General features: G+C 71.2%; 11 protein-coding genes and 1 rRNA gene. 2 read left to right on the plus strand and 10 right to left on the minus strand.

Annotation, left to right across the window (positions count from 1 at the left end; genetic code table 11):
- Positions 1 to 75, plus strand: a 5S ribosomal RNA gene (gene rrf / locus ACTWQD_RS18195); the annotation flags it as partial.
- 169 nt (positions 76 to 244) lie between these two features.
- The gene (locus ACTWQD_RS18200; protein ID WP_443197525.1) at positions 245 to 1,090 is read left to right on the plus strand and encodes an SDR family NAD(P)-dependent oxidoreductase; all 846 of its coding nucleotides are present in this window, start codon (positions 245 to 247) and stop codon (positions 1,088 to 1,090) included.
- Between the two features lie 50 nt (positions 1,091 to 1,140).
- Here the strand turns inward: ACTWQD_RS18200 and ACTWQD_RS18205 are convergent, their stop codons facing one another.
- The 10 genes from ACTWQD_RS18205 to ACTWQD_RS18250 all read right to left on the minus strand — a co-directional run bounded on the left by ACTWQD_RS18205 (position 1,141) and on the right by ACTWQD_RS18250 (position 12,789).
- Complete coding sequence (locus ACTWQD_RS18205; RefSeq protein WP_443197526.1) at positions 1,141 to 2,121, minus strand: diguanylate cyclase domain-containing protein; 981 nt, start codon at positions 2,119 to 2,121, stop codon at positions 1,141 to 1,143.
- A 142-nt stretch (positions 2,122 to 2,263) separates the two neighbouring features.
- Complete coding sequence (locus tag ACTWQD_RS18210) at positions 2,264 to 4,378, minus strand: putative bifunctional diguanylate cyclase/phosphodiesterase (protein ID WP_443197527.1); 2,115 nt, start codon at positions 4,376 to 4,378, stop codon at positions 2,264 to 2,266.
- A 197-nt stretch (positions 4,379 to 4,575) separates the two neighbouring features.
- Complete coding sequence (locus tag ACTWQD_RS18215) at positions 4,576 to 5,982, minus strand: UDP-glucose dehydrogenase family protein (protein ID WP_443197528.1); 1,407 nt, start codon at positions 5,980 to 5,982, stop codon at positions 4,576 to 4,578.
- Positions 5,979 to 7,145, minus strand: a complete 1,167-nt coding sequence (locus ACTWQD_RS18220) for a glycosyltransferase family 4 protein (protein ID WP_443197529.1) — start codon at positions 7,143 to 7,145, stop codon at positions 5,979 to 5,981. The genes ACTWQD_RS18215 and ACTWQD_RS18220 overlap by 4 nt, the downstream gene beginning before the upstream one ends.
- Before the next feature lie 208 nt (positions 7,146 to 7,353).
- Positions 7,354 to 8,217, minus strand: coding sequence for an HNH endonuclease (locus ACTWQD_RS18225; RefSeq protein WP_443197530.1), 864 nt, complete (start codon positions 8,215 to 8,217; stop codon positions 7,354 to 7,356).
- Positions 8,218 to 8,327: 110 nt separating this feature from the next.
- Entirely contained in the window at positions 8,328 to 8,648 is a 321-nt protein-coding gene (fdxA, locus tag ACTWQD_RS18230; protein ID WP_443197531.1) for a ferredoxin, read from the minus strand.
- Positions 8,649 to 8,654: 6 nt separating this feature from the next.
- Positions 8,655 to 10,127 (minus strand): aldehyde dehydrogenase family protein, encoded by a 1,473-nt coding sequence (locus ACTWQD_RS18235; RefSeq protein ID WP_443197532.1) that lies wholly within the window; start codon positions 10,125 to 10,127, stop codon positions 8,655 to 8,657.
- Positions 10,128 to 10,157: 30 nt separating this feature from the next.
- The gene (locus ACTWQD_RS18240; protein WP_443197533.1) at positions 10,158 to 10,943 is read right to left on the minus strand and encodes an SDR family oxidoreductase; all 786 of its coding nucleotides are present in this window, start codon (positions 10,941 to 10,943) and stop codon (positions 10,158 to 10,160) included.
- Positions 10,943 to 11,917 carry a dihydrodipicolinate synthase family protein gene (locus tag ACTWQD_RS18245; protein ID WP_443197534.1) on the minus strand — a complete coding sequence of 325 codons (975 nt, stop codon included), beginning with the start codon at positions 11,915 to 11,917 and terminating at the stop codon, positions 10,943 to 10,945. The genes ACTWQD_RS18240 and ACTWQD_RS18245 overlap by 1 nt, the downstream gene beginning before the upstream one ends.
- Before the next feature lie 47 nt (positions 11,918 to 11,964).
- Entirely contained in the window at positions 11,965 to 12,789 is an 825-nt protein-coding gene (locus tag ACTWQD_RS18250; protein WP_443197535.1) for an enoyl-CoA hydratase-related protein, read from the minus strand.
- Positions 12,790 to 12,801 lie beyond the last annotated feature (12 nt).

Here is a 12,801-nt window from a genome sequence, read left to right on the forward strand (position 1 = left end):
AACCCGGAAGCTAAGACCCACAGCGCCGATGGTACTGCACCCGGGAGGGTGTGGGAGAGTAGGTCACCGCCGGAACATCATTAGGTCGAGGACCCCAACCACCAGGTTGGGGTCCTCCCGCATTTAAAACACCCGCAACGTCTACGGACCCAGGGGAGGGGAACCTCCTTCGGGCCGGCGTCGTTGGGGTTCGGTAGGCTCGAATACACCAGCCACACACCGCATCTGCCCGGAGGACTTCTTCATGACCGCACGGACCATCGTTATCACCGGCGCCAGCGACGGCATTGGCGCATCCGCCGCGCGGACCTTGAGCAGGCTGGGGGAGCGCGTAGTGGTGGTCGGGCGCTCCGCGGAGAAGACCCGGAGCGTGGCGGAAGAGATCGGCGCGGACTACTTCACTGCGGACTTCGCGGAGTTGGCACAGGTGCGCCAACTCGCAGCGCAGCTAAGGGAGAAGTACCCGCGGATCGATGTCCTGGCCAACAACGCCGGCGGCATCATGGGCCGGCGCGAGCTCACCGTGGACGGTTACGAGAAGACCTTCCAGATCAACCACCTGGCGCCGTTTCTGCTCACCCTCGAGCTGATGGACGTGCTCACCACCAGCAACGCCACCGTCATCAACACCTCCAGCGCCGCCAACGGCTTCGGCAAGCTGGACGTGGCGGACCTGGACGGGGCCACAAGCTACTCCACCAACCGGGCGTACGGCACCGCCAAACTCGCCAACATCCTCTTCACCACCGAGCTGCACAACCGCTACGCCGCGGAAGGAATCAGCACTGCCGCGTTCCACCCCGGCGTGGTGGCCACCAACTTCGCGGCCGAGTCCACCAGCCGCATGCGGCACGCCTACAAAACCTTCCTCAACAGGTTCATGCTGACCCCCGACCAGGGCGCGGACACGCTGGTATGGCTCGCGACGTCCACCCCGGGCCAGGACTGGACCTCCGGTGCCTACTACGCCAAGCGGGCGCTGGCGAAAGCCAACAAACAGGCCTACGACGCCGGGCTTGCCCAGGAACTGTGGGAGCGCAGCGCCGCCATGGTGGGCGCAGACCTCGGCGAACTCGACCCCCGACTGTAACTGCCGGCACCGGGCGGCACGCCCCTCGCCCGGTACGCCTCGCGGCGGTGTTACATCGCGGTGGCGCGCCCGCCGGTGGCCGCCCGGTCCGCGGCGGCCTGCCGGAGCAGTTCCGCGCCGTCGAGCGTCTGCGGTGTCCTGGTGGCGAGGCCCATGCCGACCGCGGGCCGGAGCAGGGTACCGCCGGCCCGCAACGGCCGGCGAAGCGACGCAGCGATTCGCCGGGCCACCGGTTCTGCATTGAGGCACTCGGTCAGCAGGACCACAAATTCGTTGGCGCCGAGCCGGGCTACGGTGTCATGCGTCCGCACGCAGTTGCGCAGCCGGCTCGCCACCTGCACCAGCAGCTGGTCCGTGACGGAGCGGCCCGGCATGCCGCCGGGGTTCCTGAGGTCCACGGTCAGCAGCACCACATCCACCGGGTCCGGCCTGCGCAGCGCGGCGGCGAGGCGCTCGGTGAAGAGGACAGTGTTGGGCAGTGCGGTCAGGGGATCACGCAGCGCCCCTGCGCGCACCTCGTCGTCGTGCCCGGCAAAAGCGGCAGGCGGAGCAGCCGACGGCGGCACGTCACGGTCGCGGGGCGCCGCCCCGCCCGTGGTCACGCCCGTCGTGGTGCCGCCCGCTGCTGGGCCGCCGAAGGCCGCGGGGTTCCGGTGCGGCCTGGACCGTTGCCCGGCGGCGCGGACCGACAACGCGACGGACGGCGCCCCCGGCCCTGCGTCCCCGGCCGGCAACAGCGAGCACGTGATTTCAACGGGTATTTCGGTGCCGTCTGCCCGTCGGCCGGAGCCTGTAAAAGCGTTGGCGGGGCGGGCCGAAGGGCCGGCCAGCCCGGCCAGAAGCGTGCGGTAGCCGGCGCGGAAGGTTTCGGCCAGGAGCAGGCCGGAGTCTGTCCCCAGCAGCTGCGATCGGGAGTAGCCGAACAGGTGCTCCGCGGCGGTGTTCACGTAGGAAACGGACCCGTCCGGGGTGAGCAGCAGCAGTGGATCCGGCCCGTGCTCCAGTAATAGTTCTGCCAGTCCAGCTTCCATGTGTTTCGCCTGCCCCCAAGCCGATAAATACGGATCGCAGCCGCCGTTGCCCAAAGCACGGCGGGCTGCTTCCTGAAGCATATGCGCAGTTGCCCGCTGCGGCACGATGCGGATCGTGCCGCGCCCAAGAAGATGCCGGCGGCTAGGGCGTGTCTCCTGGAATGGTCGACGTTCCGGCCAGCTCCGCGATGGCTGCGACGGAGCTGCGGATGCCGAGCTCCCTGCGTTCAGCCGGCTCCGGCCGGGAGAAGAGATAGCCCTGCAGGTCATCGCAGCCCTGGGCCATCAGGTAGTGGGCCTGTTCCGGGGTTTCGATGCCCTCGGCCGTGATCTTCAGGCCCAGGCTGCGGGCCATGTGGATCATGGAGGTCAGGATGGGGAGCTCCTCCGCCCCGGTGCGCAGCCGGGAAACGAAGGATTTGTCGATCTTGACGATGTCCACGGGAAGCTCCTGCAGGCGGCCCAGCGAGGAATATCCGGTGCCGAAATCGTCCAAGGCCACCCGGGCCCCCGCCGCGCGCAGGGTCTCCAGCTGCGTGATGACGTGGCACTGCTCGTCGAAGAAGACGCTCTCCGTGACCTCGAGGACCAGCTGGTGCGGGTCCACGCCGCTCCACGCGGTGATGTCCAGGACGCGTTCGGCGAAGTCCGGGTGCTGGAGCTGGACGCCGGAGACGTTCACGGCGAGGGTCCGGCGCGGGTCTTCTGCGAGCCACGGCCGCAGTTCGGTGCAGCTGCGCCGCAGCACTTCCGCGCCGATGTCCCGGATGAGTCCGCTGCGCTCCGCGATCTGGATGAACTGGTCCGGCGGCATCAGCCGCCCCTCCCACTGCCACCGGGCGAGCGCCTCGAACTGGACCACCTCCAACTGCTCGACGGACACCACCGGCTGGTAGTGCACGTTGATCTGCCCCAGTTCCACGGCCCGCCGCAGCCCCGCCGTCAGCTGGGTGCGCTCCAGCAGCGCGGCCAGCATCTCCGGCCGGAAGTGCACGTAGCAGTTCTTTCCGGCTTCCTTGGCCGCGTACATGGCCAGATCGGCCTGGCGCAGCAGCTCCGAGGACGTGGTGGTCCCGGGGCCGCGGGAGGCCAGGCCCAGGCTCAGCCCAGGCCGCATGAGCGTTCCTTCGATGGAAACAGCGGCGTTCAGGGTGGCCACGATCCGCCGGGCGACGGCGTCGGAGTCGTTGCAGCCCACCAGCAGCGCCACGAACTCGTCCCCGCCGAGCCGCGCCACGGTGCCGTGCGGGCCCACGCACTTCTGCAGCCGCCGCGAGACTTCCACCAGCATCTGGTCCCCGGCATGGTGGCCCAGGACGTCGTTGACTTCCTTGAAATCGTCCAGGTCCAGCAGCAGCACGTGCACCGGCCCGGGGTCCAGCAGCGCAGCGGCGACGCGTTCGGTAAAGAACGTCCGGTTTGCCAGCCCTGTCAGGGGGTCCTGGAACGCGAGTTTCTTGAGCTGGTCCGCCTGCTCGGCGAGTTCCGCCAGGGCGCGGCGTGCCTGGTCCTGGGCACGCTGCGTGGAGGTGATGTCGCGGAAGTTCCAGATCCGGCCCACGATGGCATCCGCGACCTTCTGCGGCCGTGAGTACAGCTCCACAGTGCGGCCGTCCTTGAACTCCAGCACGTCGTGGCTCTGCCTGGCCTTATCGGCATAGAGCTCCGAGACTTTCTGCCGGAAGGCCTCGGGGTTGCGCAGCTGCCGGGAAATGAACGTGACCAGCGCCGCCGGGTCCTCGGCCGCGAGGAGTTCCGGCGGCATGCCCCACAGTTTCAGGTACTGGTCGTTGATGCCGGTGATCAGTCCCTCGCTGGAGATGACCACGATCCCGTCGGAGGTGGATTCCAGGGTGGCGTCGAGCAGCGAGACCGCCAGGCGGCGGCCGGAATCGGTGTCCTCCCGGTGGCTGCCGTCGCGGACGGCAACCGCCATGGCCGGGCCGTCGTCGAGCGTCACCAGGGAACAGGTGACCTCCAGCGTGAGTTCGGTGCCGTCCCGACGCCGGCCTGCCGCCGCGAACGGCCGGCTGCCGGTGAGGCTGCCGCGGCCCAGCCGGCCGAAGACCCGCAGGAAGCCGCCGCGCTCGTCCTCGGAGAGCAGGATGGTGTGCTGGGCACCGAGCATCAGGTCCCGCGGGTAGCCGAAGAGGCGCTCGGCGGCCGCGTTGACGAAGGCGATGGTGCCTTCCGCGGTGAGCAGCAGGACCGCATCGGGACCCTGCTCAAGCAGGCTCTCTGCAATCCCAGGTCCCACGGCGATACCGGCCTCCCGAAGCGAGGGTTGATGTGTTGACGGCCAGCCCGGGGCAGCGCCGCGAACAATGCACCCCTGCATCATAGAGGCCAGGACACCATCCCTGGGTCACCGCGGCCCCGGCACCCGCTCTCTCGGAGGGCGGTGAGGCCGTCGCTGGACCGGCTAAGGGCGGACCGACGGCCGGGCGGCGCGTTTCAGCGGGCGTGTTCCGGCGCAGAGTGGGTGGCGGCGGCCGCGCTGCCGTCCACGCGCCGGCACGCTCCCCGGCCCAGGCCGCGGACGGTCCAGCCCTCCGCCTCCCAGGCGGCAGCGTCCACCACGTTCCGGGCGTCCAGCAGGGCCCGGCGCCGCACCTGTGCCCCGGCGACGGCGGGGTGGAGGGAGGCGTAGTGGTCCCACTCGGTCAGCAGCAGCACCAGTTCGGCCCCGTCCAGGGCCTGCGCCGTGGACGGTTCGAACCGGAGCTGCGGGTAGCGCCGCCACGCATTGTTGACCGCGGCGGGGTCCGTCACCGTGACGTGGGCGCCGTCCGACGCCAGCTGAAGGGCGACGTCGAGGGCCGGCGAGTCCCGGATGTCGTCCGTGTCCGGTTTGAATGCCGCACCGAGCACGGTGACCCGGCGCCCGCCAAGCTGCCCGCCGCACAGTTCCCGGGCCAGCCCCACAGTGCGGGACCGCTGGTCCTGGTTGATGGAATCCACCACCGCCATCCACTGATCCACCGAATCCACGCCCGCGGCCGCCGCCTGGACCCGGAGGGAACGGATGTCCTTGGGCAGGCAGCCGCCGCCGAACCCCAGCCCGGCGTGCAGGTACCGGCTGCCGATGCGGGGGTCCAGGCCCATGGCGGTGCCGAGCTGGGTCACGTCCGCGCCGGTGGCGTCGCAGAGTTCGGCCATGGCGTTGATGAAACTGAGCTTCGTGGCCAGATACGCGTTCGACGCCGACTTGATCAGTTCCGCCGTTGCGAAGTTGCAGACCAGGCGCGGAATCCCCGCGGTGAGCAGCGGTTCGTAGACGGCGTCGAGGGCGGCGGTGACCCCAGCGCCGGTGCCGGCCGTGTTCCCCGCGGCGCTGCCGGCTGCTCCGTCCCCGGGGACGCCGTAGACCAGGCGGTCCGGGACCAGGGAGTCCTTGACGGCGGTGCCTTGGCGCAGGAATTCCGGGTTCCATCCCAGGAGCACGTCCGGCCGGGCGGACAGGACGCCGCTGAGCATGTCCACTGTTCCCACCGGAACTGTGGACTTGCCCACGACGGCGGCCCCCGGCGCCAAATGGGGGAGCAGCGTCTCCGTGGCGGCGACGAGGTAGGTGAGGTCGGCGCCGTCGGACGTGGTGGACTGCGGGGTTACCACGCACAGGAAGTGCAGCTGGGCGCGGGCGGCGTCGGCGGCATCCGTGGAGAAACGGAGCCGGCCGGTGGCGATGCCGTCGCGCAGGAGTTCGTCCAGCCCGGGCTCAAAGAACGGCGCCGCACCGCGGCCCAGCTGCTCCACCTTGGCGGGGTCGACGTCGATCCCCACCACGGTGTGTCCCATGGAGGCGAGGGTGGCCGCGTGCACGGCCCCCAGGTAGCCGCAGCCAATCACGGAAATTCTCACAGGGCGGCTCCTTGCCGGGTGGTGCGGGTTGTTCTGCTGGTGCGGGGGACGCCGGCGGCGAGAACCGCCTGATAGTGGCGCACCAGCTCGGCGCCGAGGGCGGACCACGTCCGGCCCTGGACCGATGCGTGGGCCGCCGCCGCGAACGCGCGGCGCTTGGCGTCGTCGCCCATCAGGTCCAGAACGCGGGAGCGCAGGCTGGCCAGGTCGCCGGGCTCGTAAAGCCAGCCGGTGCGGGAATTTTCGACGAGGTCCAGCGGGCCGCCGCGGCCCGTGGCAACCACCGGCACCCCCGAGGCCATGGCCTCCTGGATGGTCTGGCAGAACGTCTCGAACTCGCCGGGGTGCACAAAAAGGTCGAACGACGCCACGGCCCGGGCCAGCTCCTCGCCGCCGAGGAACCCGGTGAACACCGCGTCCGGCAGGGCCTCCTCAAGGGCCTGCCGCTGGGGCCCGTCGCCCACAATCACCAGCCTGGTGCCGGGAACACCGGACAGCGCGGCGAGGTCCTGCACCTGCTTTTCGACCGCCAGCCGGCCCACGTAGCCGATGATGCGCTCGCCGGCCGGGGCAACGGTGCCCCGCCAGCCGGCGTCGCGCTTGTCCGGGGAGAACCGGCGGGTGTCCACACCGCGCCGCCACATCTCCACCCGCGGAATGCCGCGGCCGCGGAGCTGGTTCAGCGCGAAGCTGGAGGGGGCCAGGGTGCGGGAGGCCAGCAGGTGGATGTTCTCCACCCGGGCCCAGGCCCAGTTCTCCAGGAAGGGTACGCCGTACCGCCCGGCGTACCCAGGCACCTCGGTCTGGTAGACGGCCACCGTGGGGATGCCCAGCTGGTGGGCGGCCTGCGCCGCGCGCCAGCCCAGCACAAACGGCGACGCCAGGTGGACCACGTCCGGTGCATAGTCGGCAAGGATTCGCTTGACCCGAGACACACCGCCCATCGCCACCCGCACGTTCGTGTAGCCGGCCAGCGGAACCGAGGGCAGCCGGTGGACATGCGCCCCGTAGACCTCGCCCGGTGCCTCAGCGTCCTGCGTGGACGGCGCGATCACCAGCACCTCGTCCCCGCGCTCCTGCAGATACTCCAGGACCCGCAGGATGGAGTGCGTGACCCCGTTCATCAGCGGCAGGAATGACTCAGCAACAATTGCGATCCTCACCCCTCCACCCTGCGCGGGCGGGCTTGCGGCGCGGGGTGGGACGGGTGGCGGCGGGGCGAAGAGTGGGTTAACGGGGCGTGGTTCGGCCCAAGCTACTGCGGGCCCAGGGCCAGGGAGCATGCCCTCTAGCCATGGTCAGGGCCGGACATAGTGGCCTTATGTGCACTCGTCGGCACGAAGAATGGGCATGTCCCGAGTGGGAGAGGGGCTACTGCGGGCCCAGGAGCTGGCGGGCCTGCCGCTGGGCCTCCAGCTGCTCGTCGGTGACGGTGGCGCCGGGGAGGAACCCGGCGTCGGCGATGATCCGTCGCAGCTCCGCCACGGTCCGGGGCGTTTCCACCCCGATGTGCGCCATGGCGTGGCAGTTGGCGCAGAGCGGCACGAGGTCGGCCAGGGGATCCAGCTCGTAGCTGCCGCCAAGCAGGGCGGCCGGGACCAGGTGGTGTACCGGGATGAAGCCTGTGCCGATTCCGCCGTACTTCTGCTCGAACGAGAACCCGCAGGCCGCGCAGCTGGTGCCGTGGTGGGCCAGGCAGGCCCGCCGCGCATCCGGGTCCTGTTCGTACCGGTTCACCACGGCCCGGGTGACGGCGTGCTGGGGGTAGGTGCCGGGCGCCGGCAGGGTGGGGTCCGGGCCCGGGGGCGGCGCGTAGTTCCGCCACAGGGCCCTGATCGCCGCTTCGTCGGCCGGCTCAACGCCCAGCCCCGCCGGCTCCCCGGCCTCCCATGGGATGCCGGGGACGGCCTCGGCAAGAAGTCCGACGGCGATCTGCTCGCCGGGCGGAAGCAGGGAGTCCACGGCGACTTGCACATACACCGCGGTGCTGTCCGGACCGGCGCCGGGGCCAGCGGACGACGGCGGTCCTTCTTCGGGCTGCTCCGAGAGCACCACGCCGTGGCCGATCAGCCCTCGGCCGCGGTCGCCCTCCAGGAGCAGCCAGACGTCCGTGCCGGCATCCACCTGGCCGCGTACGCTCCACCGCCCCAGATGCAGTCCTGTCGCGGCGAAGCGTTCGACGGCGGCCTGGTGGTTCCAGCGGTCCGGGTCCCAGCCCAGGATGATGGCGCTCATGGGGCCATTCTTGCCGGGACTGCCGGCCGTTCGCCACAAGTGGCCGCTAAACGCGGGTGCTTAGCGGCCACTTGTGGTGAATGGGTGGAGCGGAGGCGGCGCGGTCGGAGTCAGCGCACCACCGCCGGTTCGGCCGCCACCACGGGGTGGTCGCGGCCGAGGTTCCCGAGGGCCGAGGCGCCCTGCGGCGACCCCAGTTCCTCGAAGAACTCCACGTTGGCCCGGACGTAGTCGATCCATTCGTCCGGCACGTCGTCCGAGTAGTAGATCGCCTCCACCGGGCAGACCGGATCGCACGCGCCGCAGTCCACACACTCGGACGGGTGGATATACAGCGCCCGCTCGCCCTCGTAGATGCAGTCCACCGGGCACTCGTCGATGCAGGCCTTGTCCTTCACATCCACGCAGGGTTGCGCGATCACGTACGTCACGGCGCGCTACACACCCGTGTAGACGGTCTTGCCCCATGTGAAGAAGTCCAGCGCGGACTTCCCCTGTTCGCGGAACGTGTTGGTGGAGGAGTCCTTCACGCCGCCGAACGGCACGTTCAGGTCGAGGCCCGCCGTCGGGCGGTTGACCTTGATGACCCCGGCCTGCGCCCGCGCCGCGAAGTCCGTGGAAAACGCCAGCGAGTCGGTGCAGATCCCGGCGGTGAGGCCGTACCGGGAGTCATTGATCGCGGCGAGCCCGGCCTCGTAGTCCGGGACCTCCAGCACGGCCACCACGGGCCCGAAGATCTCCTCGGTGACGGCGGCGTCGTCGAACGGCAGCCCGGTGAGGACCGCGGGCGGGAAGAACAGCGGACCGGCAGGGTCGCCGTCGTGCTCGCCGGCCAGGAGGACAGCGCCGCGGTCGACGGCGGATCGTACTGCGGCCTGGTTCTGCTGAAACTGCTGCGGGCTCACCACGGCCCCCATCGCCGCTTCGAGGCCGTCGCCGGGGGTGTAGGCCGCCGCCTCCTCGGTGAGCGCCTCGAGGAACGCGGCCCGGATGCCGGGGGTGACGTAGACGCGGGACGTCGCGGTGCAGGCCTGGCCGGTGAGCCCGAACGCGCCGGCGGCAACCACCTTCGCGGCTTTGCGGGGATCGGCGTCGTCCATGACCAGGACGCCGTTCTTGCCGCCCATCTCCAGCTGCACCCGGGCGCGGCGGGCGTTGAGGATCTCCTGCAGGCCCAGGCCCACCGCCGTCGACCCGGTGAAGGACATCCCGGCGATGCGCGGGTCGCGGGCCAGGGCGTCGCCCACCACGCGGCCCTTGCCGTGCACCACGTTGAACACACCGGCGGGCAGCCCGGCGTCCTGCAGCGCGCGGGCCAGGTGGGTGGCGGAGAGCGGCGTGAGTTCCGCCGGCTTGATGACCACGGCGTTGCCGCTGATCAGCGCGGGGGCGGACTTCCACGCCGGGATGGCGATGGGGAAGTTCCACGGGGTGATGAGGCCGACGACGCCGAGCGCCTCGCGGCGGGTGGTGATGGTGGTGTCCGGCAGGCCGCTGGGCAGGACTTCGCCGGTGGCGGCCCAGCCGAGGGAGCCGAAGAAGCGCAGCACGTCGGAGGCGCGTTTCACCTCGCCCTTGGCCTCGGCGAGGGTCTTGCCTTCCTCGCGGACCAGGTCCCCGGCGATCGCGGCCTGCCGTTCCAGGAGCAGGTTGCCGGCGGTCATCAGGATGGCGCCGCGGGCGGGGGCGGGCAGCGCGGCCCAGGCCGGCTGCGCGGCGGCGGCCGCGGTGATGGCGGCGTCGACGTCGGCGGCGGTGCCGCTGGGGGAGAGGGCAGCGAGCTCGCCGGGGCGGGCCGGGTTCATCCGCTCGGTGTCCGCCTCGCCCAGCCATTCGCCGTTGATCAGGTGCCGTGCGGTGATGAGCTGGCGGTCGGTGCCGGCGGAAAGGTCTGTTGCCGTGGAAGTCATGGGGTTCCTTCGGGTGGTGGGGAAAGAGGGTCAGAGGCTGCGGATCAGGCCGCCGTCGCACCTGAGCGCGACGCCGGTGATGTAGGACGCCGGTGCGCTGCAGAGGAACGCGGCGGCGGCGCCGAACTCCCCGGGTTCGCCGTAGCGGCGCGCGGGGATGGTCTTGCGGGACTCGAGCTGGATCTCCTCAACGGTGGTGCCGCGGCGTTTGGCGGCGGCCTGGTCGAGCTCGGCCACCCGGTCGGTGGCGATGCGGCCGGGGAGGAGCATGTTCACCGTGACGGCGTCCAGTGCCACCTCCGCGGCAAGGGTCTTGAGGTAGCCGGCCAGGGCCGCGCGCCCGGTGTTGGACACCGCCAGGTTGGGCAGGGGCGCCACCACGCCGCTGGAGCCGACCGCGAGGATCCGCCCCCAGCGCCGTTCCCGCATGCCGGGCAGCGCCTGGGCCACCAGCGCATGCTGCGGCTTGACCAGCACGTCGAACGCGGCGGCGATGTCGTCGGAGGTGAGGGTGGCGGCCGCGCCGGGCTTCGGGCCCGGGCCGTTGAGCACCAGGATGTCGACGGGTCCGAGCGCTTCGGTGCAGCGTTCGACGGCGGCCGCCGCACCTTCCGGGGTGCCCAGGTCCGCCTCGATGCCGATGGCGGTGTGCCCGGCGGCCTCCAGTTCGGCCGCGATCTCCTTGGCACGGTCCGGCCGCCGCCCGGTGACGGCGACGCGGACGCCTTCGGCCGCGAGGGCGCGGGCGATCGCGAGCCCCAGGCCGCCGGTGGACGCCGCCACGAACGCGGTCTTGCCGCTGATACCGAGATCCATCAGAGCCTCCCCGCCGCGGTGAAGTCCGGCGCCGCCGGTGCGCCCCCTGCCGGTACCCCCGCCGCCAGTGCAGACGGACGCGCGTCCAGTGCCGCGGCCGCCTCGGCCAGATGGTTGAGCATGCCCTGCCGGAGCACCTCCGGGAACGGTGCCCCGGGGGCGCGGACGCCGGCGTCGGCGATGAGGCCGCGCTGGCGCAGGCACTCCTTCCGGACGGGCAGCGCGATCCGGGCCTGCTGTTCGAAGTTGATCAGCGGCAGGTACGGCAGCAGCGCGTCCCGGGCGGCCTCGTACCCGTCGGACTGCCAGGCACGGACGCAGGCGATGAGGGCTTCCGGGTAGGAGAAACCGGTCATGGCCCCGGCCGCCCCGGACAGGAGCTCGTCCAGCAGCCCCTGGCCGCCGAGCCCGCCGAACACGGACACATCCAGCGCCGCGGTGAGTTCCGCGATAGCCACGGACGTGGGCGGGGCCTCCGCCTTGACCGCGATGACTGCGCGGCAGGCCTGCACCACACTGATGAGGGACGCGGTGCTGATGCTGACGCCGCTGGCCAGGGGGTAGTCCTGCAGCACCACCTTGGCGCCGGTGGCCTGGTGGATGGCGTTCAGGTGCGCGGTCACCACGGCGGGGTTCGCCGAGTTGGCCTGAACCATGACGGCGGCCAGGCGTCCGCCGGCCACCGCCTGCGCCGCCCGGACTTCCTCGACGGCCGCGCCGGTGTAGAGCGAGGTCACGCCCACCACGAGGGGCAGGTCCGTTTCCTCGACCACGACCTCCAGGACCAGGCTGCGCTCGGCCGGGGTCAGAGCGGCGGCCTCGCCGAAGACGCCCAGGACGGTGAGGCCGGTGGCGCCGATGGCCTGGTAGTACTCCACCAGCCCGGCCAGGCTGTCGGTGTCGACGTCCAGGGTGCTGCCCTGGAAGGGGGTGGCGACGACGCCCCAGACGCCGGGTGCCAGTGATTCCCGCATGGGGTTCTCCTTAGCTGGTTGTTCGTGCATTTTCAGCTGCTGCATGCTCAGCGTCCCGGCCAGACGGGCGGGCGCTTTTCCTGGAAGGCACGGACGCCCTCGGCCGAGTCCTCGCTGTCCAGCGCCGCCATGAGGGCCGGCAGCCGGAGGCCGCGGGCCTCGGTGGCGGTCAGGTGCCCGGTCCGGGTGACCATCTGCTTGACGGCCCGGACGGAGGTGGGGGCGCAGGCGAGGATCGCATCCAGCCAGCGCTGCACCGCGGCGTCGAGCTCTTCCGCGGGAACCACCTCGTTGACCAGTCCCATGGACTGCATCTCCGCCGCGTCGGCTTTCCGCCCGGTGAGGAGCATGCCCATCGCCTGGGTGTAGGGGATCCGGCGCACCAGCTGGTGGATGCCGCCGTCGAGCGCCAGACGGCCCACACGCGGTTCCGTCAGCCCGAAGCGGGCGGTGTCCGCCGCGACCACGATGTCCGCGCCGAGCACCATCTCCATGCCGCCGCCCAGGGCGTAGCCGTTGACCCGGGCGATCACGGGGACGTCCAGGGTGGTGCGCAGGCTGAGCCCGCCGAACCCGTTGGGGTCCAGGCCGGCCCAGTACTCCAGCCCGGTCTTGTCCACCGCAGCGCTGGACATGTCCGCCCCGGCGCAGAACGCCCGGGTGCCGGCGCCGGTGATGACAACGGCTCGGACGTCGGGGTCGGCTTCCAGCTGGTCCCAGATTTCGTTGAGCCGGGCCTGGGCGTGGCCGTCGACCGCGTTGAGCACGTGCTGGCGGTCGATCACCACCGTGGCGACGTGGTTCTCGATGGACAGGGTGACCTCGTCCACGGGTGCGGCGGATGAGGGGCCCGGCGTTTTGTCCCCTGACACAGGGCCTTCTAC

The organism is Pseudarthrobacter sp. 1C304 (genome assembly GCF_052245515.1).
Classification (GTDB): Bacteria; Actinomycetota; Actinomycetes; order Actinomycetales; family Micrococcaceae; genus Arthrobacter.

What these genes read in the sequence shown, in the direction of transcription:
- ACTWQD_RS18200 (WP_443197525.1), top strand. Translation starts at nt 245, where the DNA reads ATGACCGCACGGACCATCGTTATCACCGGCGCCAGCGACGGCATTGGC.
- ACTWQD_RS18205 (WP_443197526.1), bottom strand. Translation starts at nt 2,121, where the DNA reads ATGGAAGCTGGACTGGCAGAACTATTACTGGAGCACGGGCCGGATCCA.
- ACTWQD_RS18225 (WP_443197530.1), bottom strand. Translation starts at nt 8,217, where the DNA reads ATGAGCGCCATCATCCTGGGCTGGGACCCGGACCGCTGGAACCACCAG.
- ACTWQD_RS18235 (WP_443197532.1), bottom strand. Translation starts at nt 10,127, where the DNA reads ATGACTTCCACGGCAACAGACCTTTCCGCCGGCACCGACCGCCAGCTC.
- ACTWQD_RS18240 (WP_443197533.1), bottom strand. Translation starts at nt 10,943, where the DNA reads ATGGATCTCGGTATCAGCGGCAAGACCGCGTTCGTGGCGGCGTCCACC.
- ACTWQD_RS18245 (WP_443197534.1), bottom strand. Translation starts at nt 11,917, where the DNA reads ATGCGGGAATCACTGGCACCCGGCGTCTGGGGCGTCGTCGCCACCCCC.